At 66.3% G+C, this 24,721-nt stretch carries 21 protein-coding genes; 9 read left to right on the top strand and 12 right to left on the bottom strand.

Annotated features, from left to right (window positions below; genetic code table 11):
• The first annotated feature begins 37 nt into the window (after positions 1-37).
• Both pruA and OVA31_RS17180 read left to right on the top strand, forming a co-directional pair.
• Complete coding sequence (gene pruA / locus OVA31_RS17185; RefSeq protein ID WP_267627823.1) at positions 38-1,666, top strand: L-glutamate gamma-semialdehyde dehydrogenase; 1,629 nt, start codon at positions 38-40, stop codon at positions 1,664-1,666.
• Between the two features lie 14 nt (positions 1,667-1,680).
• A complete protein-coding gene (locus OVA31_RS17180; RefSeq protein WP_267627822.1) occupies positions 1,681-2,664 on the top strand; it encodes a proline dehydrogenase family protein in 984 nt (327 codons plus the stop codon).
• Here the strand turns inward: OVA31_RS17180 and OVA31_RS17175 are convergent.
• A complete protein-coding gene (locus tag OVA31_RS17175; protein WP_267627821.1) occupies positions 2,642-3,184 on the bottom strand; it encodes a molybdenum cofactor biosysynthesis protein in 543 nt (180 codons plus the stop codon). The genes OVA31_RS17180 and OVA31_RS17175 overlap by 23 nt on opposite strands.
• Positions 3,185-3,329: 145 nt before the next feature.
• On the opposite strand from OVA31_RS17175, the gene OVA31_RS17170 reads away from it, so the two are divergent.
• Both OVA31_RS17170 and OVA31_RS17165 read left to right on the top strand, forming a co-directional pair.
• A complete protein-coding gene (locus OVA31_RS17170) occupies positions 3,330-4,910 on the top strand; it encodes an AAA family ATPase (RefSeq protein ID WP_267627820.1) in 1,581 nt (526 codons plus the stop codon).
• 184 nt (positions 4,911-5,094) lie between these two features.
• Positions 5,095-6,054 carry an LLM class flavin-dependent oxidoreductase gene (locus tag OVA31_RS17165; protein ID WP_267627819.1) on the top strand — a complete coding sequence of 320 codons (960 nt, stop codon included), beginning with the start codon at positions 5,095-5,097 and terminating at the stop codon, positions 6,052-6,054.
• 137 nt (positions 6,055-6,191) lie between these two features.
• Here OVA31_RS17165 and catA read toward each other — a convergent pair whose 3' ends face one another.
• From catA to OVA31_RS17145, 4 genes are read right to left on the bottom strand one after another with little or no spacing between them, the layout of a single operon-like run.
• A complete protein-coding gene (gene catA, locus OVA31_RS17160; RefSeq protein WP_267627818.1) occupies positions 6,192-7,067 on the bottom strand; it encodes a catechol 1,2-dioxygenase in 876 nt (291 codons plus the stop codon).
• Positions 7,068-7,121: 54 nt separating this feature from the next.
• Positions 7,122-7,406: a muconolactone Delta-isomerase gene (gene catC, locus OVA31_RS17155; protein ID WP_267631574.1), complete on the bottom strand. Its 285-nt coding sequence runs from the start codon at positions 7,404-7,406 to the stop codon at positions 7,122-7,124.
• A 4-nt stretch (positions 7,407-7,410) separates the two neighbouring features.
• On the bottom strand, positions 7,411-8,517 hold the full coding sequence (locus tag OVA31_RS17150) for a mandelate racemase/muconate lactonizing enzyme family protein (RefSeq protein WP_267627816.1): 1,107 nt from the start codon (positions 8,515-8,517) through the stop codon (positions 7,411-7,413).
• On the bottom strand, positions 8,514-9,416 hold the full coding sequence (locus OVA31_RS17145; RefSeq protein ID WP_267627815.1) for a LysR substrate-binding domain-containing protein: 903 nt from the start codon (positions 9,414-9,416) through the stop codon (positions 8,514-8,516). Before OVA31_RS17145 ends, OVA31_RS17150 begins: the two co-directional genes overlap by 4 nt.
• A 236-nt stretch (positions 9,417-9,652) precedes the next feature.
• Here OVA31_RS17145 and benA point away from each other — a divergent pair, with 236 nt between their 5' ends.
• The 4 genes from benA (at position 9,653) to OVA31_RS17125 (ending at position 17,081) form a co-directional block, all read left to right on the top strand.
• Positions 9,653-11,023: a benzoate 1,2-dioxygenase large subunit gene (gene benA, locus OVA31_RS17140; RefSeq protein WP_267627814.1), complete on the top strand. Its 1,371-nt coding sequence runs from the start codon at positions 9,653-9,655 to the stop codon at positions 11,021-11,023.
• 92 nt (positions 11,024-11,115) lie between these two features.
• Positions 11,116-11,655, top strand: a complete 540-nt coding sequence (gene benB, locus OVA31_RS17135; RefSeq protein WP_324290122.1) for a benzoate 1,2-dioxygenase small subunit — start codon at positions 11,116-11,118, stop codon at positions 11,653-11,655.
• Between the two features lie 12 nt (positions 11,656-11,667).
• Positions 11,668-14,463 (top strand): benzoate 1,2-dioxygenase electron transfer component BenC, encoded by a 2,796-nt coding sequence (benC, locus tag OVA31_RS17130; RefSeq protein WP_267627813.1) that lies wholly within the window; start codon positions 11,668-11,670, stop codon positions 14,461-14,463.
• A 29-nt stretch (positions 14,464-14,492) separates the two neighbouring features.
• On the top strand, positions 14,493-17,081 hold the full coding sequence (locus tag OVA31_RS17125) for a LuxR C-terminal-related transcriptional regulator (RefSeq protein ID WP_267627812.1): 2,589 nt from the start codon (positions 14,493-14,495) through the stop codon (positions 17,079-17,081).
• Between the two features lie 142 nt (positions 17,082-17,223).
• On the opposite strand, the gene OVA31_RS17120 is transcribed toward OVA31_RS17125, so the two are convergent.
• The 4 genes from OVA31_RS17120 to OVA31_RS17105 are packed head-to-tail and all read right to left on the bottom strand — an operon-like array spanning position 17,224 to position 20,686.
• Positions 17,224-17,883 carry a 3-oxoacid CoA-transferase subunit B gene (locus tag OVA31_RS17120; protein ID WP_267627811.1) on the bottom strand — a complete coding sequence of 220 codons (660 nt, stop codon included), beginning with the start codon at positions 17,881-17,883 and terminating at the stop codon, positions 17,224-17,226.
• A 9-nt stretch (positions 17,884-17,892) separates the two neighbouring features.
• Positions 17,893-18,699 carry a CoA transferase subunit A gene (locus OVA31_RS17115; protein WP_267627810.1) on the bottom strand — a complete coding sequence of 269 codons (807 nt, stop codon included), beginning with the start codon at positions 18,697-18,699 and terminating at the stop codon, positions 17,893-17,895.
• The gene (gene pcaD / locus OVA31_RS17110) at positions 18,696-19,466 is read right to left on the bottom strand and encodes a 3-oxoadipate enol-lactonase (protein WP_267627809.1); all 771 of its coding nucleotides are present in this window, start codon (positions 19,464-19,466) and stop codon (positions 18,696-18,698) included. The genes OVA31_RS17115 and pcaD overlap by 4 nt, the downstream gene beginning before the upstream one ends.
• The gene (locus OVA31_RS17105) at positions 19,463-20,686 is read right to left on the bottom strand and encodes an acetyl-CoA C-acetyltransferase (RefSeq protein WP_267627808.1); all 1,224 of its coding nucleotides are present in this window, start codon (positions 20,684-20,686) and stop codon (positions 19,463-19,465) included. The genes pcaD and OVA31_RS17105 overlap by 4 nt, the downstream gene beginning before the upstream one ends.
• A gap of 76 nt (positions 20,687-20,762) precedes the next feature.
• Between OVA31_RS17105 and OVA31_RS17100 the strand changes: the two genes are divergently transcribed.
• Positions 20,763-21,653 carry a LysR substrate-binding domain-containing protein gene (locus tag OVA31_RS17100; protein WP_267627807.1) on the top strand — a complete coding sequence of 297 codons (891 nt, stop codon included), beginning with the start codon at positions 20,763-20,765 and terminating at the stop codon, positions 21,651-21,653.
• Between the two features lie 94 nt (positions 21,654-21,747).
• Here OVA31_RS17100 and OVA31_RS17095 read toward each other — a convergent pair whose 3' ends face one another.
• The 3 genes from OVA31_RS17095 to OVA31_RS17085 are packed head-to-tail and all read right to left on the bottom strand — an operon-like array spanning position 21,748 to position 24,675.
• Entirely contained in the window at positions 21,748-23,316 is a 1,569-nt protein-coding gene (locus tag OVA31_RS17095) for an RnfABCDGE type electron transport complex subunit D (protein WP_267627806.1), read from the bottom strand.
• On the bottom strand, positions 23,313-24,206 hold the full coding sequence (locus tag OVA31_RS17090) for an FAD:protein FMN transferase (RefSeq protein ID WP_267627805.1): 894 nt from the start codon (positions 24,204-24,206) through the stop codon (positions 23,313-23,315). The genes OVA31_RS17095 and OVA31_RS17090 overlap by 4 nt, the downstream gene beginning before the upstream one ends.
• Positions 24,207-24,213: 7 nt before the next feature.
• Positions 24,214-24,675, bottom strand: a complete 462-nt coding sequence (locus OVA31_RS17085; RefSeq protein WP_267627803.1) for an FMN-binding protein — start codon at positions 24,673-24,675, stop codon at positions 24,214-24,216.
• Between the last annotated feature and the right edge of the window lie 46 nt (positions 24,676-24,721).

Raw genomic sequence — 24,721 nt, 5'->3', positions numbered from 1 at the left:
CATATCACCTCGTGGTCCGAGGTGCTGAACTCCTGGTATGGATGCCATCACCACTCCGCCGCGCCCGTCGAACGAGCCGGTCCACACCTATGCACCCGGTACTCCCGAGCGAACTCGGATCACCGACGAACTCCGCCGGCAGTCCTCGGCGGGACCGATGGAACTCCCCCACGTCATCGGCGGCTACGAACTGCACGGCAGCGGCGAGCGAATCGATGTCGTCCAGCCGCACGCGCACCGAGAGGTGTTGGGAACCATCTGCAATGCGACCCACGACGACGGTGAGGCCGCCGTCACGGCGGCACGGACGGCTGCGCCGGCGTGGGCGGCGACCTCCTTCGACGACCGCGCCGCCGTCCTCCTGCGTGCCGCCGACCTGCTGAGCGGCCTGTGGCGGGAGCGGATTGCCGCCGCGACGATGCTCGGTCAGTCGAAGTCGGTGCAGCAGGCCGAGATCGACGCACCGTGCGAACTCATCGACTTCTGGCGATTCAACGTCACCTTCGCCCGCGAGATCCTCGCCGAACAACCGGTGTCGTCGCCGGGGGTCTGGAATCGGCTCGATCATCGGCCGTTGGACGGATTCGTCTACGCGATCACGCCGTTCAACTTCACCGCGATCGCAGGGAACCTGCCGACCGCGCCGATGCTGATGGGCGACACGGTCGTCTGGAAGCCGTCGCCGACACAGGCGTACGCAGCGCAGCTCACGATGCAATTGCTCAGGGATGCAGGACTTCCCGATGGCGTGATCAACCTTGTACATGGCGACGGTGCCGCATTGTCGGAGGTGGTGCTCGCCGATGAACATCTCGCGGGTATCCATTTCACCGGGTCGACAAAAACGTTCCAGCACCTCTGGCGCGAGGTCGGCACGAACATCGACCGGTACCGGAACTATCCGCGAATCGTCGGCGAGACCGGCGGCAAGGACTTCATCGTCGCGCATGCGTCTGCCGATCCCGATGTCGCGCGTACTGCGTTGATCCGCGGCGCATTCGAGTATCAGGGTCAGAAGTGTTCTGCCGCATCCCGCGCCTACATCGCGCGGTCGGTGTGGGCGCGCATGGGCGACGACTTCCTGGCCGAGGCAGATCAGCTGACCTACGGGGACATCCGCGATCTGGGGAACTTCGGTGGCGCACTGATCGACCGTCGCGCCTACGACAAGAATGTCGCGGCGATCGACCGCGCCAAGACCGTGCCCAACATGACGGTCGCCGTCGGCGGTGAATGCGACGACAGCGAGGGCTATTTCGTGCGCCCGACGGTGCTGCTGTCCGACGACCCCTACGACGAGGCGTTCTCCACCGAGTATTTCGGACCTGTGCTGTCGGTCCATGTTTACGAGGACGACGACTTCGAACACACTCTGGGGCTGGTGGATTCGACCGCGAGATATGCCCTGACGGGCTCGGTGATCGCCACCGACCTCGGCGCCGTCGCAACCGCGTCCGACCTGCTGCGACAGGCAGCCGGCAATTTCTACGTCAACGACAAGCCCACCGGCGCCGTCGTCGGGCAGCAACCCTTCGGTGGCGCGCGCGCATCGGGCACAAACGACAAGGCGGGCTCGAAGGCCAATCTGATGCGGTGGACCTCCGCCAGGACGATCAAGGAGACCTTCGTGCCGCCCACCGCATCCGGCTATCCACACATGGCATAGGACCGAGGTCGGTGATGAGCAGATTCTTCGACACCGCGCTACGCCCGTTCATCACCGCGGCCGCTACCAGCGATCGCATCAAGGCGACGTCGCAGCGGCTGACGGTGACCAGACGTGTCGTCGAGCGATTCGTCCCCGGCGAGACACAGGACGACGTGTCGGCGGCGATCCGCGAGTCATTGGGCAACGGATTGTCGGTCACCATCGACCATCTCGGCGAGGACACCACCGACGAGGCGCAGGCCACTCAGACCGTCGACGCGTACCTCTCGCTCCTGGAAGAGATGTCGAGGATGCGATCGCCGGACCTGAAGGCGCTGGAGGTATCGGTGAAACTCACCGCCCTCGGGCAGACGCTGCCGCGACACGGGCGCAAGATAGCCGAAGAGAATGTTCACACCCTCTGCGCAGCGGCCGAGACGGCCGGCGTCCTCGTGACGATCGATGCCGAGGATCACGCCACCGTCGACGAGCGGCTCGACATCGTGCGGACCGTGCGTCGCGATTTCCCCTCACTCGGTACCGTCCTCCAGGCATACCTGCGCCGCACCGAAGACGACTGTCGTGAGTTCGCCGAATCCGGTGCACGAATCCGACTGTGCAAGGGCGCATATGCGGAGCCGCTCACGGTCGCGTTCACCGATCGCGCCCAGATCGACGAGGCGTACCTGCGTTGTCTGCGGATCCTGATGAACGGCAACGGATACCCGATGGTGGCCAGCCACGATCCGATGATGATCGGTGCCGCGCACGAACTGGTGGCGGAGTTCGGTCGGGCCCAGGACTCCTGGGAGCACCAGATGCTGTACGGCATCCGCACCGACGAACAGTTGCGGCTCGCCGGAGACGGCCATCGTGTGCGCGTCTACATTCCCTACGGCCGGGAGTGGTATGGCTACTTCGTCCGACGCCTCGCCGAGAGGCCCGCCAACGTCGCCTTCTTTCTCCGGGCGCTCGCGGATCGACGCCGTCCGGTCACAACGGCTGTGCCCGCCTGACCTGATCGGCCGCCCGCGAGGCATCGAGTTCCACGTCGCATCTGATCACCGCCTGTCCGACGCGGAGGACGCCCGACGACAGCGGCTGAGCACGCAGCCCGCCACGACCGATGAGCGCCTTTCGGACACCCTCACCCGCCATCGAGTCCATCCACGAACACGGATGGGCGGGACGACCGCCACGGAAGACGATCCCGCCGTCGCCGCTGTCGATCTCGAACTCACGACCGCGCAGCGGGTCGAGTTCGAGGCCGGCGACCACGACATTGCGTCGCGCGACGACCGGATCGACGTCGCCGGCAGCCGCCTGCCACGCCTCGAGCGCCAAGAAGGTGATCGATGCCTCCGTGTGCGCCCGGATCCCGAAGAATCGGTCGCCGCGTATCCCCTTGTCCGCCACGATGTCCACCCGATCGGGAGCGGTGGTCTCCACCTCGTCGGCGGGGCCGTCCTTGGGCCTGCCGAAGTAGGCGTGCCGCGGCGACACCAACAACGAGACGACCTCGAACCGGTACTCCATACCGCCACCGTATTCGCAGCGAACCGGTGTCCGCATTCATAAACACCATGTCTCAGTGGGCCCATATTGAGTATTGGCGCATGTCAAATACGGTCGATAGCCTGGTGAGAACGCCATCGGCAGCGCCGCTCGACAAAGGACCACCATGCTCGTCGCACCCACCGCTCTGGTCGCGGCCACCTCGTCGGAGGATCTCGCGGCCGCACGCAAACAGGCACAGTCGTGGCGATCGCCGGAGATCGGGATCGCCGATCGCGACCTCACCGATGCCGCCCTCGCCGATCTGGTCGCCACCGCGGAGTCCACCGCCGACGACTCCTTCGCCCGGGCGGTATCCGCGATCCGGTCGGCACGTGCCGGCGAGTTCCCGGCCATCCCGCACGTCGACGCTGCCGCCGAGATCTTCCGGAGTTTTCTGCGTGACGATCTCATCGATGGATGGCTGTACGTCCGTGAATCCGACGGCTATCTGCACCCGTACCTGGTCATGGACATCACGCTGGAACACGGCGACCGCACGCACGGGCCCCGCATCAAGTTCACCATGGAGGCCGACAACGCCACCGTGAAGCGGCCCTCCCGCAAGCCGCGGGTGCTGTACTTCGAGGAGACCGAGATCGTCGGCAAACCGCCCGGCGACGTCCTCGCCGCCGGGGGTGCGTACAAGGAGACGGTGGAGCTCAAGGCCGAATACCAGGCACGCCGCGACCGGTATCAGCAGGTCATCGATGACGGATTCGGGCAGCAGTTCACCTTCACCGGCCGCGCGATCCGAACCGACGACTACCGTTCGCCCAACAAGCGCGAGAACCGGAAAGTCGTCCACGACGTCGCGCCCAGCGAGATCGCTGCGCTGAGGATGGTCGCGGCCTCGGTCCTGTTCGAGGGCGGCGCCTATGGTTCGGTACCGGTGATCACCGCGGTCCGCGTCTTCGATCTGGGCGCGCAGGACTTTCTCGATGTGAACACCGGCGATCTGTCCGAGTACACCTACGACGCCGATCTCCAGGACAAGCTGGTCCTCCCCGATGATCAGCGCGAGTTGCTGAACATCCTGACCACGGACATCTCCGTCTTCACCGGCGATATCATCGACGGAAAGTCCGCAGGCAACGTGATCTTGGCGATGGGACGGCCCGGGGTGGGCAAGACCCTCACCGCGGAGGTGTACGCGGAGGTCACCGGCCGCCCACTGTATTCGATCCACTCCGGATCTCTGGGCGTGACAGCCGAACTCGTACGCAAGAATCTCGAGGTGATCTTCGACCGTGCGAAGCGGTGGGATGCCGTACTCCTCCTCGACGAGGCCGACGTCTTCGTGATGGAGCGTGGGCTCGACCTCGCCCAGAACGCCATCGTCGCCGAGTTCCTGCGCACCCTCGAGTATTTCGACGGACTGCTGTTCCTGACGACCAACCGGATCGACGGAGTCGATGAGGCCATCCATGCCCGCTGCGCGGCCGTCATCGAATACCGGCCGCCCGGCCCCAAGGATGCACGACAGGTCTGGCAGATCCTCGCAGCCGGGAACGACGTGGTTCTGGGCGAGGGTCTCCTCGACGATCTGGTCGGCGGCTTCCCCGACATCACGCCGCGCGACATCAAGATGCTCCTGCGACTGGCGCTGCGGATGGCAACGCACCGCGGGGTGGAACTCGACGCCTCGGTGTTCGCCAGTAGCGCGACGTTCCGTGGACTGCACTACATTCTGCCGTCGGATCGGTGATCTCGATACGCCCCCTCGCTGCCGCTCGTCGGCTACTCGATCAACAGAACGAAGCCCACCCGCGCAAACGAAGCGAGCGGCCCCAGACCGCTGATCGAGTAGCCACGAACGAAGTGAGTGGCGTATCGAGATCACCCCACCCGCCCACTCGACCAACTGGGCTCGACGAGAGTACTTTCCAAGGATGGAGTACGGCGCACACCTGCCGCTGATCGACCTCGACGGTCGCGGTTGGGATGCGGGCCGATTGTCGTCGTACGCACGGACCGCGCAGCGCCTGGGCTTCGCCACCCTGGCCGCCAATGATCATCTGTCCTTCCGGCGTCCATGGCTGGACGGGATCGTTTCGCTGGCGTCGGTCATCGACGCCAGCGGAGATCTCGACCTCGCGACAACGGTTGCGCTACCAGTGGTTCGCGGTCCCGCTGCGCTCGCCAAAGCGGCTGCGGCACTGGATATCCTCTCGGACGGACGATTCGTCCTCGGTGTAGGCGCCGGCTCCTCGGCGACCGACTATGCACTCTCCGGCGTCGATTTCGATGAGCGGTGGCCGCGGTTCGAGGAGGCGGTCCGGGTACTGCGCTCTCAACTCGGACGCGACGACGACCTGTCACCTCGGGGCCGCTTCTACCCGGACCCGACACCATTGGCACCGAAGCCGAAACGCTCAGGCAGACCACCGGTGTGGGTTGCGAGCTGGGGATCGCCCGCAGGCCTGCGCCGGGTCGCCCGCCTCGGCGACGGCTGGCTCGCGTCGGCCTACAACACGACGCCGGACCAGCTCGCTCACGGCCGAGAAGTACTGCGCGCGAGCCGCTCCGACAGCTCCAACCGCGACCTGACCTGCGTGGTCGCCACGATGTGGACCCAGGTGACCCCCACCGAGCGCGAACGGTCCCAGTGGCTCATTCGACTCGCCGGGCTCCTCGGCCGAGACGAGCACGACCTCGCCGGCCGGGTGCTCATCGGCTCGTCCGAACAATGTGCCGCCCTGCTGCGGGAGTACCACGACGCGGGAGTCGACCAGGTCCTCGTCTGGCCGCTCGCCGATCACGAGCGTCAACTCGAACTCGTTGTCCAGGAGGTCATTCCGCTGGTCGCGGGAGGCAATTCGGCATCTGGACGTCGGCGAGGAGCGGAGTGAGTGAGGCGTATCGAGGCCCACCGTTTGTGGCGGTGGTGATCTCGATACGCCACTCACTTCGTTCGTGGCTACTCGATCAGCGGTCTGGGGCCACTCACTTCGTTCGCGGCTACTCGATCAGCGAGGAGGGCCCTCGATCAGCCCTCGGGATCAAGCACGAAATCGTAGTTGACGACAACGCCTTCACCGTTCGGGGCGGAGTGCGGGTCGAGCATGAGTTCCGGCTTGACCGCCGTGGCGATGTCGTCGTCGTTGTGCGGGTCACCTGGGAAGTACAGCTGCGTGGTGATCAGTTCGTAACCGGGAGAGCTCACCTTGAAATGCAGGTGGGCCGGACGCCAGGCGTGCCAACCGGCCGCCTCGATGAGCTGGCCACACGCGCCGTCGGTCGGGATCTGGTACGGAGCCGGTCGCAACGTGTGGATCTCGAAACGCCCGTCCTCGTTGGCAGTCCACGATCCGCGCAGATTCCATTCCGGCAGTCCGGGTGCGAACTGCGAGTAGAAGCCGAGATCGTCGGCGTGCCACAGCTCGACCTTGGCGCCCGACAGCGGGGTGCCGTCCACCGCGCGAACCTGCCCGGAGAACTCGAGCGGGGTGCCCGGCTCGTCGTCGCGCATCGGAATGGTGCCGTTCCACGGCAGCTCGGGTGAGCCGTCGATGTAGTACGGACCCTCGATCGTGCCCTTGCTGCCCTCACGATGCTCGTTGGCGACCTCTTCCACCGAATGTTCGAGCCACACGTCGAGGAACAGCGGCCATTCGCCGTCCTCGCCGACGCGGATCAGCCATGCCTTGAGGGCGTTGTACTCCTCGTAGCTGACCCGATCGGAGATGATGATGTCGTTGAGGCCCTTGACCACCTTGGTGGCGAGGTAGTTGACGCGCTCGGTGTCGACGACACCGGAGCGGGTGCCGCCGCTCGCCATGCGCTCCCGGAACCGGGCGGAGGCGTTGGCCCCGGAGTCGGCCGCCTTCGCGGACGTTTCGGCCTCAAAGCTGATGTCGGTCATGGGTGGAACTCCTTCTGTGCTGGCCTGTGGGCTGACGCTTCGGGTGAGGGCCGGTCAGCCCGCAGCGATATCCGAGGGGTGGGTGGCCAAGGGGGTCACCGAGATGTCCATGTAGGCGAACAACGGAAGCCCCGACAAGATGCTGTGCAGTTCATCGTTGTCGGCCACATCGAAGACGGAGAAATTGGAGTACTCCCCGACGATCCGCCAGATGTGCGGCCACTTGCCGGACCGCTGGAGATCCTGCGAGTACGCCCTTTCCCGCGCCACGGTCTCGGCTCTGGTGTCCGGGTCCAGGTCGTGCGGGATGTTGACGTCCATCCGTACGTGGAAGAGCATCTCGTCAGCTCCGATCAAGTCGATAGTGGGCCAGTTTGTCGGGATCGATCTCGACACCGATTCCGGCGGCCGATGATCGGTGCAGGTATCCGTCCCGGATCTGCAGCGGCTCGGCCAGGAGGTCGTCGCTCATGTCCAGGAAGTTCGACAACTCCCCGGCGTTTCGCGATGTCGATTCGAACGCGGCGCCGAAGGCCAGTGCGCACGACGTCCCGACCTGGCCGTCGATCTGATTGCCCATCACCACTTCCAGGCCCAGCCCCTCGGCGAGATGGTGGACGCGCCGCGATGCAGTGAATCCGGTGCGCGCGGTCTTGATGCTGATCGCCGTCGCCGAGCCACCGAGGATCTCACGGGTGACGTCGGCGGCGGTCGGCACCGACTCGTCGGCGATGAACGGCACATCGACCTGGCCGACGAGCCATCGCCGGCTCATCACGTCGTCGGCGGGGCAGAGTTCCTCGGCGAACAGCAGTCCGAGGTCGGACATCTCCTTCATCGCGCGGGCGGACTCCGACGCGGTCCATCCCCGGTTGCCGTCGACGTAGAGGTCGATCTCGTCGCCGAATCGGTCACGGAGGGCGCGCACGACCGCGGTGTCCAGCGTGATCGGCCGACGTCCGACCTTCACCTTGAACGTGGTGATGCCGTACGTGTCACGCATCTTCTCGGCCTCGGCGACCATCGTCGCCGGATCGGCGAAGCCCAGCATGTGACTGACCCGCATACGATCGGTGTAACCGCCGAGCAGATCGGACACCGGGAGTGCCAGCGTCTTTCCGAGCGCGTCCCAGATGGCCATGTCCAGCGCCGATTTCGCGGTCGGGTTGCCGATCGTGCGGGCCAGCCGGGAGACCACGACCTCGCGCTCGAGGAGCGTCAGGCCGATCACTTGGGGCGCGAAGACCTTCTCGATGACCGCGATGATGCCGTCCTGGGTCTCGCCGTAGGTGAACGGCCGCGGTGGCGCCTCCGCCACACCCACCAGCCCGTCATCTGTGTGCACCCGAACCAGGACATGCTCCGCGGTGTGCACCTCACCGGAGGCGAACTTCAGAGGTTTGAGGTAAGGGATCGCGAACGGAATCGCTTCGATGGCAGTGATTTTCATGGATGTTCTCCCAGGTATACGCCGGCAAATGCGGCAGCGATGGCATCGGCGACGGACTGCACGACCGGGTTGTCCTGTCCGGCACGCCAGGCGAGCGCGAGCTCCACGGTGCCGCCGTCGACCAGATCACGGATCACCAGACCTTCAAGCGGAAGGGACCGGACCGATGCCGGCAGCACGGCCACTCCGAGTCCGGCGGCGACCAGTGCCAGCAACACCGCGGTACCGGGCGCCTCGTGTGCGCGCTGTGGAACGAAACCTGCACGATGACAGCTACGGATCGCGGCGTCGTTGACTGCCGAATCGCGGCTGTCGTACATCACGAACATCTCGTTGCGCAGGTCGTCCATCGACACCACGGGCTCGACCGCCAAGCGGTGGTCCACCGAGACGGCGAGCACCATGGGTTCGATGTCGATCGTGCGCATGTCGATCCCCTCCCCGACCACCGGCGGACGGAGCACACCGAGATCGAGCGCCATCGTGCGCAGACCCTCGCATTGGACAGGTGTGAGCATGTCCGACTGGATCTGGAGGTCGACGTCGGGGAGTTCGCGCTTGACCATCCGGGCGATCCTCGGCAGATGCGAGAAGGCCGCGATGCCGGTCAGACCCAGCCGGACCAGTCCGCTGCGGCCCGCCGCGATCCGTCGCACGCCGTCGACGGCGTCGTCGACTCCGGCCAGGATGCGCTCGGACTCCCCTTTGAGGTATTCGCCTGCAGGCGTCAGCGCAACCTGACGAGTGGTCCGAGTGAACAACGTGACGTCGAGCTCGTTCTCCAGTTGCCGGATCGCATACGACAGCGCAGGCTGCGCGACGTGCAACTGTGCCGCGGCCTGCCCGAAATGGCAGGTCTCGGCGACGGCTGCGAAGTAGCGAAGGTGCCGTAGCTCCATGTCCGTGCGATGTCCTGTCCTGTCTCACCGTGATGACCTGCTGTGATCGACACCACGTATGAATTCCACGGTAGGACAGGGATACATACCTGACAAGGACACAGTTTCCCTTTATTGATGAATTTCATCGATCAATACGATGCTTGGTCAGGACTAGCCATTGACCTAGTGTGATCGCCGCCACGCGGTGTCACAGTGCAGGGACCGCCCACATTCACCGTCCCTGGAGGTAGAGCATGACCGCGTCGACCACCGACAACCTGCACCATGTGAACTCGGTCCTGGCAGATGCCGTCATCGACGACCGCGAGGCAGGCATCTACCGGGCGAACCGTCGCATCTTCACCGACGAGGACATCTTCGAGCTGGAGATGAAACACATCTTCGAGGGCAACTGGATCTACCTGGCGCACGAGAGCCAGGTACCGGAGCCGGGCGACTATTTCACGACCTACATCGGCCGGCAACCGGTGATGATCACGCGGGACAAGGACGGCGAACTGCATTGCCTCATCAATGCGTGCGCCCACCGCGGCGCCATGATCTGTCGACGCAAGACCGACAACCGGATGACCCTCACCTGTCCGTTCCACGGATGGACCTTCCGTAACGACGGAACGTTGCTCAAGGTCAAGGACCCCGACGACGCCGGATATCCGGACACGTTCAACGTCAACGGCTCCCACAACCTCACCAAGGTCGCGAGATTCGACTCCTACCGCGGATTCCTGTTCGGCAGCCTCAATCCCGACGTGCTGACCCTCGACGAGCACCTCGGCGACACCCGGACCATCATCGACATGCTCGTCGACCAGTCGCCAGACGGCCTCGAGGTGGTGCGCGGGGCGTCGACCTACACCTACGACGGTAACTGGAAGGTCCAGGCGGAGAACGGCGCCGACGGCTACCACGTGACCGCGACCCACTGGAACTACGCCGCCACCACATCGCGACGCAGCACCGGCGAATCGAAGAACGACACGAAGGCCCTCGATGCGGGCGGCTGGGGCAAATCGGGTGGCGGATACTGGTCGTACCCGAACGGCCACCTCTGCCTGTGGACCTGGGCCGCCAACCCGCAGGACCGACCGCTCTGGGACCAGATGGACGCACTCAAGGAAGAGTTCGGCGACGCCAAGGGCGAGTTCATGGTCAAGGGTTCACGCAATCTGTGCCTGTACCCGAATGTCTATCTGATGGACCAGTTCTCGACGCAGATCCGCCACTTCCGACCGATCGCCCCGGACAAGACCGAGGTGACCATCTATTGCATCGCGCCCAAGGGTGAGAGCGATACGGCACGCGCCCATCGCATCCGGCAGTACGAGGACTTCTTCAACGCCTCCGGCATGGCGACCCCCGACGATCTCGAGGAGTTCCGGTCCTGCCAGCTCACCTTCCGCGCGCAGGCCGCTCCGTGGAACGACATGAGTCGCGGTGCCGAGCACTGGCTGACCGGACCCGACCCGGTGGCCGAGACGCTCGGGATGACCGGTGTCATCTCGGCAGGCGTGAAGAACGAGGACGAAGGACTGTACCCCGTTCAGCACGGCTACTGGCTGGAGACGATGCGCAAGGCAACGGGGTTTCAACCGCCGGTCGAGTAGCCGCTCCCCATTCCGCCGGTCGAGTAGCCGCGACGAAGGAGCGGCGTATCGAGACCCCGTCCCCGAAACACCCTCTCAGACAGGACGATCCCATGACCACCACCGAGCCCACCGAGACCTCCACCGCGAGCGCGTCGGCGCAACTCATCACCCAGAACATGATCGAGCAATTCCTGTACCGCGAGGCGCGGTATCTCGATGACCGTGAGTTCGAGAAATGGCTCGACTGCTATGCCGACGACGTCGTCTACTGGATGCCCTCGTGGGACGACCGTGATCAATTGACCGAGAACCCGCAGCGCGAGATCTCGCTGATCTACTACGGCAACAAGGGTGGTCTGGAGGATCGGGTCTTCCGGATCCGCACCGAGCGGTCGTCGGCGACGTCGTTACCCGAGCCGCGGACCAGTCACAACATCAGCAACGTGGAGGTCATCGAACGTCGCGGCGACATCGTGGACGTCCGGTTCAACTGGCACACCATGTATTTCCGGTACAACACCGTCGACCCCTACTACGGCACGTCCTTCTACACGATCGACTTCTCCGGCGAACACCCGCTGATCCGGCGCAAGACCATCGTGCTCAAGAACGACTACATCCACCACGTGGTGGACATCTACCATTATTAGGGACATCAGCACATGACTGTCACGACAGACCGGAACACGGCGGCCGCCACCGGATCCGAACCCACGACCCATCAGGTCGCGTTGGCCTTCGAAGACGGTGTCACGCGGTTCATCACCTGCCGCGAGGACCAGACCGTCGCCGACGCGTCCTACCGCCAGCGGATCAACATCCCCCTCGACTGCCGCGACGGTGCGTGTGGCACGTGTAAGGCGTTCTGCGAATCCGGCGACTACGACGGCGGCACCTACATCGAGGATGCGCTCTCCGAGGACGAGTCCGCCGCAGGCTTCGCTCTGCCCTGCTCGATGAAGCCGAGATCTGATCTGGTGCTCGACATCTCGGCCACCTCCGACATCGCCAAGACACAGGCCTCGACGTTCACCGGCTCTGTCGTCGAACTCGACCGGCTCTCGGACTCCACGATGCGTGTCGGCATCGAGATACCGAACCGTGGCGACCTGGCGTTTCTGCCGGGCCAGTACGTCAACATATCGGTACCGGGAACCGACGACGGTGACGGCGGATTGCTGTCGCGCTCGTACTCGTTCGCCAACGGCCCCCACGAGGAACGACTCGTCTTCCTGGTGAAACTGACGCCGGGTGGCGCGATGTCCACCTACCTCACCGACCGTGCGCAGCGCGGGGACTCGATCACTCTGCGCGGGCCGCACGGATCGTTCTTCCTCCGCGAGGCGATCCGGCCCGTCCTGCTGCTGGCGGGCGGAACCGGGCTCGCGCCCATCCTCTCGATGCTGCGCGAATTGCACGACGACGACAGCGATCGCCGAGTCCACCTGATCTATGGCGTGTCGACCGACATCGACCTGGTCGCGCTCGACGAGATCGAGTACTTCGCAGGCGAGCTACCCGGATTCACCTGGGACCACTGCGTCTCCGATCCCGGCAGCACCGCAGCCAACAAGGGCTATGTGATGAGCCTGATCGAGCCGCGACATCTCTACGGTGGCGACGTCGCCGTATATCTCTGCGGACCGCCACCGATGGTGGAATCGGTCCGCGAACACGTCGCCGCGGCGGGCATCGAACCGACCGGGTTCTACTACGAGAAGTTCGCCCTGGCCGTTCCGTCGGCCGCGTCGGCCCCGACGGACGAGGCATCCGTCGCCGTGACCTCCGGACCGGAAACGGCAACGGCCACCGACGAACCGGTGGTGCCGACCGCCGATGCCCGCGCGATCGCCGGCCAGATCACCTTGCCGCCAAGCAACATCGAACCGTGGTCAGAACCTGTCGACTCCCGTGGCGACGACGACACCAGAGTGCGGATCGCCGGACAGCAACTGTGGACGGTCAGCGGAACGGGCACAGATCTCGACGCCGACGACGGCGCGGTCGCGCCGGTGTCCGCTCGCAGAATCGCCGGTCAGGAAATGTTCGCGCCCAACGTGATCGCTCCCCTGCACGGCCCGCCGACATCGCAGCCCGCAGTCCCCACCGCCGAGATCCCGCCGACGGAGATCCCCGAGGCTCCAGAGACCCAGCCCGATCCTGAGGCGACCATGGTGACCTCCGAGGGTTACCAGATCGGCGAGGAACACCCGGCCATCCACGAGTCCGACGCTCTGTTCGAGGCACGCGCCGCCCTCGAACTCGGCGCCCTCGAGCTGACGTTCGGTCGCCTCACGAGTCGGCAACTCGCCGGCTACCGGTTGCTCGCGGAGACGACGTTGCCGTTCGTCGAGGGTGAGCGATTCGTGGATGCCGCAGAGTACACCGAGACCAACGCGAACTTTCACGACTACCTCTTCACCTTGACCGGCAACAACCATCTCCTCGAGGCCTACAAGGCACTCGGTGTGAAGGGCCGGATGGGCGAGGTGCTGCGCAACGCCACGTGGTGCCACCCGCTCTGCGCCCAGGACCACGTCGACATCGTGGCGGCCTTCGAGTCGGGGGATCGCGAGTCGGCACGCACGTTGATCGCCGACCACGCCGACCGTTCCAAGGAGACCATGCGTCGCGCGATGGCCGACGAGATGGCCACGAATCGGCCGCGTTTCGTCTCACCGGGGCGGTTCACCGGCAAGGTCGTGGTGGTCACCGGTGCCGCACAGGGTATCGGTGCTCAGGCCGCGCGTCGGATCAGCGCCGAGGGCGGCAGAGTGGTGCTCGCGGACCGCTCGGACATCGTCACCGAGTTGGCCGGACAGCTCGATGCCGTGGGGGCCGGTGCGATCGCCGCCATCGCCGACCTCGAGACATATGACGGCGCAGAGTCGGTGGTGCGGACGGCCGTGGCGGCCTACGGTCGCGTCGACGTGCTGATCAACAATGTGGGCGGCGCTATCAACTTCAAGCCGTTCACGGAGTTCACCGACCAGCAGATCCGCGCGGAGATCGACCGTTCGCTGATGACGACGCTGTATGCATGCCGCGCGGTACTGCCGTCGATGGTCACCGCCGGGAACGGAGTCATCGTGAACGTGTCGTCGGCGGCGACGCGCGGCATCCACCGCATCCCCTATTCGGCCGCCAAGGGCGGCATCAACGCCATCACCGCCTCGCTCGCAATGGAGTACGCCGAGAGCGGTATCCGAGTGGTGGCCACCGCCCCAGGCGGCACCGAGGCGCCGCCCCGCCGCATCTCACGGGGGACCCCCGCACCGGCAAACCACACCGAGCAGGAGTGGTTCCAGGCGCACATCGATCAGACCATCTCGTCGTCGCTGGTGAAACGCTACGGAACCCTCGACGAACAGGCAGCCGCGATCTGCTTCCTCGCGTCGGACGAGGCCGCCTACATCACCGGGACCGTGCTCCCGGTGGCGGGCGGAGATCTGGGCTGAATCTCCCGCGCCGGACATACGATGGGACGGTGATCATCGCGGCGGAGTGTCTCGGAAGAGAATCCGAGATCGCCGAACTCCTCGGGCGCGCCCGTGCGGCGACCAGGCCGGAGTTCATCGCTCTCATCGGCGACGCCGGCATCGGCAAGAGCACGGTGCTGCGACGACTCGCCCAGGTCGCCGGGGAGATCGACCTCGACACGCTGGTGATGTGGGACGGACGTCTGGCACAGTCAGACGTCGAGGGCATCCTCCGGTCGGCCACGGGACCTGTGCTCCTGCTCGTCGACGACGCCGACCAGAATGACGAGCTCGTCCGTGACATCACAACGCTGGTGCAATCGAACCCCGAAGCACCGGTGCTCGTCGTGCTCGCCGCCGCCGATCCGACGCCGGCGATCAGCGCGCTGCTGGCCGATACCCTCCGCGTCGGGGGCATCGATCGAGACAGCGTCGCGGCCCTGGCCACGGCGCGCGGCCGAGTGCTCCACCCGATCGTCGTCGACCGCCTGACCAGGCACACCGAGGGCAACCCCCGCGATGCCATCGCCCTTCTCGACGAACTGCCCACGGCCACCTGGTCCCGGGTCGACGTCGAACTGCCGGCGCCGTCGCACGTCGTGGCGGAGGTTCGTCGACGGCTCGCGGACGCCACCCCACCGACCCGTGCGCTCATCGGGGCGATCACCGTGCTCAGCGACGTGGACTCGCTGGGTACCGCCGTCACTCTCGGCGAGATCGACGACCCGCTCGCCGCGGTCGACGAGGCGCTACGGACCGGGTTGGTGGTGGCGCAGACGGCGCTGACACCCGCACAGACACAGCCGCATACCGCGGGCCCGCTGATACGGGCCGCGATTCTGGAGGTCATGGGTATCCGCGCCGTCGGGGATCTCCACCGTCGGGCGGCGACGGTCGTCGCCGATCCCGTCCGAAAACTCCATCATCGCGTCGCCGCGACTGCGATCCCGGACCCCGCTCTGGCCGACGACCTGGACGCACTCGCCCGTGACCGGGGCTCCGATGGCGCATGGGCAGAGGCAGCCGGGCTCTTTGCGCAGGCGGGTCGCCTGACACCGGATCCGCTGGAACGCGAGACACGTTCGACACTCGCGTTGGACGCATTGCTCGCCGCCGGTGACTGCGTCGGCGCCGGAGCGCTGGTGCCCCAGGTGGAGAGCCTCCGGGAGACCCCGCTGCGAAATGCCGCGCTCGCGTATCTCGCCATCTTGCGCGGCCGCTCGGCCGAAGCGCAGGTACGTCTCGACAGAGCCTGGGACATCGTCAATTTCGACCGTGACCCCGATACCGCCGCCCTCATCGCGCAGCGTTACGTCCTGCACAACCTGGTCCGATGTCAGGGCACGGAGCTGGTGGAATGGGCCGATCGTGCCATCAACATGGCGGGCAGCCAGTCGCCGGCCGGGGTGGAAGCGGCCGTGATCCGCGGACTCGGCCTCGCGTGGTCCGGACGACCCACCGAGGCGACCGCCGAATACGCCGCCCTCACCGAACGGATTCGGTTCGGGGCACAGGCGCAGCGCGCGACGATGGGCCGTGGGTGGCTGCAACTGGGGCTCGACGACGTCGGCGCGGCGCGCAGCAATCTGGAGACCGCGGTGTCGATGGCCAATCTCGGCGGCTCGGCGCGGATTTCGTTGTGGGCGCTGGGCTGGCTGGCTCGGACACAGTGCCTCACCGGGGATTGGGAGCCGGCGCTGCACACCGTGGAGCAGGGGCGTGCGCTCGCTCGGACCAGCGGCATCGCGCTGGCCACGCCATTGCTGAATTGGACAGCAGCGCAGATCCATTCGCTGCGCGGCGATTGGGAGGAGGCCGAACGCAGCGTCCAGGAGGCGTCGACCTCCGTGGGTGACTACGAGATCATGCGGATTCCGGACCTGTTGGCGCGCGGTCAGATCGCCGAGGCCGCTGCCGACTACGGCAAGGTGCGCCGGACGCTGGAGCCGCTGATGCGGATGGCCGACGACGTCCCCGGACTCAGCGAACCAGGATGGTGGCCGTGGGTCGACGTCCTGGCCAACGCGCTGGTCATCGACGGCCAACTCGGTGCCGCCGATGACCTACTACGGCCGTACGAGGAACTCGTCGAACAGCGCGGGCACCGCTCGGCATCGGCGAGACTCAAGTACGCCCGTGGCCGACTACTCGGGGCGACGGGCGAGATACACCAGGCCAGAAGAACTTTCGAAGAGGCGCTGGAGATCCTGGACGGACTGCCGCTACGGTACGACCTCGCTAGGGTCAACTTCGCGTATGGTCAGACGCTGCGACGCGCGGGTAAACGCCGGGCTGCCGATGCCGTCATGGGGACGGCGCGGGAGATGTATCTGTCACTCGGTGCGATCACGTATGTCGAGCGGTGCGAACGTGAGCTCAAGGCGGGCGGGCTGAACGCCATCCGATCCGATCGTGATGCCGTCGACCTGACGCCGCAGGAGGAGGCCGTCACTGAGCTCGTCTCCCGCGGCATGTCGAACCGAGAGGTGGCGGCCGAACTGTTCATCTCCCCCAAGACCGTTCAGTATCACCTGACACGCATCTATGCCAAGCTCGGAATCCGGTCACGATCGGAGCTCGCGGCGCTGCGGCGTTGATGCGCTATCCGCCGGTCGACTTGGTCTCGATATGCCACTCACTTCGTTCGCGGCTACTCGACCAGCGAAACACCACCACCACCACCACCGCTGGTCGAGTAGGCACCGAGCGCAGCGAGGAGCCGTATCGAGACCACGCCGGCTAGACCCTGGCGGGCTCGTTCGTGGACGTCCGGTCCACCACCGGCGCACCGGTTTTCGCTTCGACGGCCGCGAAGTCGACGTCCGGCGCGAGCTCGACGACGTCGAATCCCGCACCGTTGACGTCGAACACACCGAGATCGGTGATGACGCGGCTGACCACGGAGCGTCCGGTGAGCGGAAGCGAGCAGTCGGCGACCAGCTTGGGATCGCCCTTCTTCGTGGTGTGCTCCATGAGCACGATGACCTGGCCGGCGCCGTTGACCAGGTCCATGGCGCCGCCGATGCCCTTGACCATCGCACCGGGGACCATCCAGTTGGCGAGGTCACCGTTGCTCGACACCTGCATACCGCCCAGCACCGCGACGTCGACATGCCCGCCGCGGATCATCGCGAAACTCGTTGCCGAGTCGAAGAACGACGCCCCCGGCAGGACTGACACGGTCTGCTTGCCGGCATTGACGAGGTCAGGATCGACCTCGTCGTCGTACGGGTACGGTCCGACACCGAGGATGCCGTTCTCCGCATGCAGCGTGATGCCCGAGTCGTCGGGGAGATGGTCGGGGATCATCGTCGGCAGGCCGATGCCGAGGTTCACATAGTCGCCGGGCCGGAGTTCGCGCGCCGCGCGTGCCGCCATCTCGGTGCGAGTCCAGGTCATGGTGTCCTCCTAGGAATGAACGGGCTGGTCGGGGGTGGCGTCGATCTGGGCGGGGCGTGGCCTGGTGGTGCGCTGCTCGATCTCCTTGCGCGCAGCCTGTTCCGGCGTGAGTTCGACGATTCGTTTGACGAAGATGCCCGGCAGGTGGATCTCGTCGGGCCCCAGCTCGCCCACCTCGACGACCCGCTCCGCCTCGACGATGGTGATCCGTCCGGACATCGCGGCCGGAGGATTGAAATTACGTGCCGCCGCGTGGAACTTGCAGTTGCCTGCCTTGTCCACCACGGCAGCGCGGATGAGTGCGTAGTCGGTGACGATCGCTTCCTCGAGGACCATGTCCTGTCCGTTGAACGTTCGCACCTCTTTCGGCTGCGACGCGAGCGCGACACTGCCGTCGGGGTTGTATCGCCATGGCAGTCCACCGTCGGCGACCAGCGTGCCCACCCCGGTCGGGGTGTAGAACGCGCCGATCCCGCTGCCGCCTGCGCGCATCCGCTCGGCAAGCGTGCCCTGCGGGGTGAGCTCGACGGTCACCTCACCGGCCAGGAACTGCCTGCCGAACTCCTTGTTCTCACCGATGTAGGAGGCGATCACCTTGTCGATCTTCCTGGCCTCCAACAACAGTCCGAGACCCGCACCGTCGACTCCGCAGTTGTTCGAGACAACCGTCAGCTGCGCGGCCCCCTGATCCAGCAGCGCGTCGATGAGGAACCACGGGATACCCGCGAGGCCGAACCCGCCGACCGCGAGACTGGCCCCGTCCGGGATGTCGGCGACGGCGTCGGCGGCCGTGTCGGCCAGTTTGTCGATACTCATGATTGCTCCAGGTGTTCGATCAGTGCGGGCGTGATGATCTCGGGTTGCTCGGCGTTGGCCAGGTGCGCCGAGTGCGGGACGACGAGGAGTCGGCCGGTCGCGACCGTATCGGCGATCTCTTCGAGCTTCGGTGGCGGTGTCGCGGGGTCGTCGGCGCCGGCGATCGCCAGGGTCGGTGCGGTGATCGACGCGAGATCCGCGCGCTGGTCCATCACCGCGATCGCCTCACAGCACCCCGCATATCCCTCGGCAGGCGTGTCGGCCACCATTGTCTCGTGGTAGCGGCGAGAGTCCGGGTTGTCGGCCAGGTATTCGGGGGTGAACCACCGTTGCACAACGGCTTCCGCGACTGCCGCACTCCCCTGCGCCCGGACCGTCGTCGCCCGGTCGGTCCATGCCGACGACGGGGTGAGCTGGGCGCCGGTGCACAGCAGTCCGAGGGCGTTCACCCGCTCCGGGTTGCGAACCGCCACACGCATCGCGGTCATTCCCCCGAGCGAGAGCCCGATTACGTGGGCGCGCTCGACGTCGAGCCGGTTGAGCAGCGCGATCACATCGTCGGCTAGATCGTCGATCGTGTACGGGCCCCGTGGTACCGGCGATGCCCCATGTCCGCGGGTGTTGTAGCGGACGACGCGGAATCGTTCCTCCAGTGCCGCGAGTTGTGCGTCCCACATCCGGTAGGTGGACCCGAGCGAATTCGACAGCACCACAACGGGTCCGTCGGCACGACCGGACACCACCGCATCGACATCGACGGCGCTCATCGGATGACCTCGAAGATCGCCGCGAGGCCCTGACCGCCGCCGATGCACATCGTCTCCAACACGTGACGGGCATCGCGACGGCGTGCCTCGTGGGCGGCGGTCGCCAGGATGCGGGCACCGGTGGCGCCGATCGGGTGGCCCAGCGAGATCCCGGAACCGTTGGGGTTCAACCGATCATCGGTCGCATCGACCTTCCACTCGGCGAGTACCGCGAGAGCCTGGGCGGCAAAGGCCTCGTTGAGTTCGATGAGGTCGATCTCGTCGAGGGTGAGACCCGCCCGCTCGAGCGCAGCGGCCGTTGCGTTCACGGGCCCGATACCCATGACCTCGGGTTCGCATCCGGTGACCGCCCACGACGTCAGCGCGAGCATCGGGTCGAGACCTCGACGATCCGCCTCGTCACGAGTCGTGACGACGCACATGGCGGCACCGTCGTTCTGACCGGACGCGTTGCCGGCGGTCACGGTTGACTCCGGATCGATCTTCAGCCGGATCGGCCGCAGCGCAGCCATCGACTCCACCGAGGCATCGGCACGGGGATGCTCGTCGCGTTCGACCACCACGTCGGGCTTCCCGCGTCTGCCGGGAACCGTCACGGACACGAGTTCGTCGGCGAAGCGACCGGCCTCGTGCGCCGCGATCGCACGCTGGTGAGAGCGCACGGCGAGCTCGTCCTGCTCCGCGCGGCTGATGCCGTACCGGGCACGGAGGTTCTCGGCGGTCTCGATCATGCCGCCCGGCACGGGATGGCTGTCGCCGCCCGCCGTAAGGCGACCACGGTCGAGGCGGTCCATCAGTTCGACGCCGCCCTGCCGGATTCCGGTCCGCAACCCCAGCGCGTAGTGCTCGACGTTCGACATCGACTCGGCCCCGCCGGCCACCACCAGGCGTGCGCCACCCGTGGCAACCTGCGCGGCACCGTTGAGGATCGCCTGCAGCCCCGAACCGCAGCGCCGGTCTACCTGCATGCCGGGGACGCCGGTGCCCAGCCCGGCGTCGAGTGCGGCGATCCGGCCGATCGCCGGGGCCTCACCGTTGGCATAACCCTGACCGAGGATCACGTCGTCGATGTCGCCTTCGCCGAGTCCGGTTCGGGAGGCCAGCTCCCTCAGCAATCCGGTGGCGAGGTCGGTCACGGTCAACGAGGCGAGTGCGCCACCCATTCGCCCGACCGGTGTGCGCAACGGGGAACAGATGACTACGTCGGATCCGGTACTCATACATCCACGATAGGAACGTCATTCGATATTGAGAAGTATTCATTTTCGCCCCAGTGATATGCGTAAGGTCTCAATCATGGAACTCCGACATCTCCGGTACTTCCGGGCCGTCGCCGAGGAACTCCACTTCGGCCGCGCCGCGGAGCGACTGCACATCGCACAGCCGCCACTGTCTCAGCAGATCCGGCAACTCGAGGCCGAACTCGGTGTGACCCTCTTCGTCCGCTCCACCCGGCGCGTGGAACTCACGCCGGCGGGCACGGCCTACCTGGAACGGGTGGAGGCCATCCTCGATGCCGTCGATGTCGCGGGGCTGCAGGCACAACGCGTCGCCGAGGGCCGGCAGGGCACTCTGGCGATCGGCTGCGTCGGGTCGGCCACCTACTCTCTGCTCCCTCGGCTGGTCCGTGCCCTCCGCGAGGACCTCCCCGATCTGGACGTCAGCGTGCGCGGCGAGATGTTGGCGCCCGCACAGCTGTCGGCGCTGATGTCCGGCGAGATCGATCTGGCACTGCTGCGGCCACCGGCGGGTGGCACGGAGATCGTCGTTGAGACCGTCCGCCGAGACCGTCTCTTCGTCGCGATACCCGAGGGCGACCGTCGATGGAGGGATGCGACGGTCCACGTCGACGCACTGCGCGATGCGGAGTTCATCGTGCACGCCGGGCACGGTCGATCGGTGATGAACGGGATCGTCGCGACGATCTGTGCGTCGGCGGGATTCGTACCCGCAATCCGGCACGAGGTCACCGAGACGTCGACACTCGTCACTCTGGTCGCCGCCGGGCTGGGCGTGGCGATCGTTCCCGAACCCACCGCTGCGCTCGGCGTCGCGGGGGTGCGGTATCTGCCGCTGGTCCCCGACGTCGCGCCGGTCGATCTCGCCGTCGCCCGCCTCGCCGGCGATCCGTCACCGATGATCGGGCAGGTGCTGGCGGTCCTGCGGCGGGTGGCGCGGGAGGAGTGACGCACAACTCTCCGATCGGGCCCGGTTTCCCGCCGACCGTGCGCAGAATGTCGCCCATCGTGCGTGAGGTTCCGACCACGTCGTCGGGACCGGGTCAATAGCCCAGGAACGCGTCGGTGTGAACGCGCCAGAACTGCCACCGAGCGGAGGAGTCGATGCGTCGGATCGCTTGAGCGGTCGAACGGACGAACCGTGGATTCCCGGATGCGTAGTAGTGCGGTGAACCGTCGACGTCGCCGATCAGCCGGCGGAGCGAGTCGTCGTCGAAACCGTCGGCGAGATCGGTTGATTCGACGACCCGAACCGACGCCCCGGCATCCCTGACGGCGTCCAGCACATCGCCGAAGACTTCCCGGTCGGCCACCCGGACGACATGGACCAGGGTGATGAGGCGCAAGTCGGCACCATTGGTGATCGCCGAGCACAACATCGATCGGAACGGTGTGATGCCGATCCCGGAGGCAAGCAGAACCACCGGCCGTCCTCGCCCCGTACGGGGCAGCACGAAGTCGCCGCCGGACAAGTCGAGATAGAGGCGTCGGGTGTCGCCGCCGATGAGGCCGTGCTTGAAATGCGACGGGGTAGCCGACGCGGTGAACGCGAAGCGGACTTCCTTGCCGCCTGGCGCATCCGTGTAGGAGAACACTCGTCGCGACCCACGCCACACCGGCCTCGACCACTCCGGCGCACTGAGCAATGCCCATTGTCCGGGAAGGAACTTCGTCGGCGCCGGTGCCACGAGGTCGAGTTCGTAGGTGTTGTCCGCGATGGGACGCGCACGATCGGCGGGAAACTGGGCACGATCGGCGAAGGTGAGGGAAAGTCGCCGCGCCGAGGGGTTTCCGGTCACGAGTCGGACGCCGAAGGCGTAGAGCGACCCGACGAGGAGCGCGATCTCCGGGACGAACTCGAGGCTCAGCGAGTCGGTGACCGTGATCGAAACCTGCCAATACATCAGGACGCCGACCAACGCTCCGTAGATCATGCGATGTACGCGCGTGCTCGGTGAGGTGAGCGGCTCCGGCAGCATCACGGCCGCGACGAAGAACGTCGGGCTGGACGCGTACCAGAACTCCAGTGACTGACCTCCCTCGGTCAGCTCGAGAACACCACTGGTCACCAGGGTCACCGCGAGGAAGACCAGGACCAGGCGCCACTCTCGGAGCACCGTGACCAGGAGTACCCCGATGACGACCATCGGGATCACCAGCGGTTTCGCGGCGATCCACCAGAGCGGGTAGCCGATGGTGCCGACCTCCGCGTAGGCGAGCACGTACACGACCACGGCACCCGCGACCGCCGGATTGATCACCAGCCGTCCGCGCCACGCGAGCACGTACTTCGACAATCCGGCAGCGGCGGCGCCGACGGCGACGGTGATCGCGGAACCCGAATCGGTCACGCCCGGCAGGATGAAGAACAGGATCAGCGCCGTGATCAACCAGGAATCCGACCCCGGCGGCACCCGCACCACCACGGCCCCTGCATAGGTCGCGAGACCGGTGACCACCACGGCGATGAGCAGCGACAACGCCAGTTCGTCTGGGCGGTAGGCGAAGTCGCCATCGGTCGCAGCCACCACGAAGGCCGCCACGGTGAGTGCCAGCAGGGCGAGGAGCACGGCGCGATGAGCCGTTAGCCAGGCCGGGATCACGCGCGTCACAGGAACAACTCCAACCCTGGGATGTCGGTGTGCTCGACGGTCCCGTTGCGTCGGATGGTCACGTGATGGAAACCCGCGGCGTGAAAATCGAAGGCGGACCGCAGAATCGACGCCGGGGTGAAGAACAGCGCGGTGGCCAGCCCATCGGCGGTCATTGTGTCGGGGGCGATCACCCAGCTGGCCAGCACCTCCCGGGCCGGGGCCCCCGAGCGCGGATCGACGATGTGATGCCAGTCCGCCCACGCTCGACGATTGGCCGCCGACGCACAGATCGCTCCGTCGTCGAGTTCGACGAGCCCGATCGCCTTCTCGACGTCGACCGGGTGCTCGAGTGCAACCCTCAGCGGGCCGTCGGATGATCGGATCCGCATGTCGCCGCTGCCATCCACCACATAGCTGTCGACCTCCTCGCCGACGATCCCGGCGACTCGATCGACGGCAAACCCTTTCCCGGCGGCCCCGACGTCGAGGAGCACCGGGCGACGGACATCGAGAGAGCCGGTGTGACCGGCGAGCACGTCGTCCCACCGGGGCGCGGGTGCGACCTCGGGTTTCGGCGCGAGACTGTAGCCGGCGTCGTAGCCGGCATCGACGAGAACCTGGCCGACCATCGGCGACACCGCTCCACCGGTCAGGTCGTAGAGCCGCCGATACCAGTCGATCAGTGGCTGATCGGCCGCGGCGATCGGATAGCGGCCGGCACGCCGACCGATCTCGGCGACCGTGGAATCGTCACGAAACCGAGACCACACCCGATCGATCCGATCGAGTTCGTCGGTCACCCGACGCGCGACGTCGTCGGCGAGGGGAACGGGTGTGGAGATCTCCCAGCGTGTGCCGAGGGCATCGAAACACCACACATGGGCGAGCGGTCGCACAGCTGCGGACACCGACGTCTCAGGCCTGCGCTTCGGTCTTGATCTGATCGATCGCGTCGTTGAATCCTGTCGACGTCAACGAGGATCCCGAGACCTTGTGGACGTCGAGGTCGTCGATGTTCTTGCCGACCACCAATGCGTCGACGCCGCTCGCGAATTTGCCCTGGAACTCCTTGGAGGTGCCCTTGGTCTGGCTCGTGTCCAGGCTCAATGCCGTGATCACCGAATTCGACAACGTGACGGTGACACCGACCTGTTGCGGCCCGCCCGGTGACACGTAGTGACCGGTGGCCGAATACTCGCCGTCCTGGTAGGTCCCACCCGCCGCCGATGCGGTGCCGGCTGCCCCGCCTGAGGCCATCGAACTCGTCGCTGCGGTATCCGATGGGTCGTCGGAACCGCACGCACCGGTGACGAGGCCGACGGTCGCCAACGCTGCGGCGACTCCGGCCGCGCGGGGCAGGGTGTCTTTACGGGTCATACGTCGATTCTGCAATAAGGCCTACCTAACGACCAGCCGGAGAAGC

It is taken from the genome of Gordonia sp. SL306 (genome assembly GCF_026625785.1).
Classification (GTDB): Bacteria; Actinomycetota; Actinomycetes; order Mycobacteriales; family Mycobacteriaceae; genus Gordonia.
This window is presented reverse-complemented; position numbering and strand designations above follow the sequence as displayed.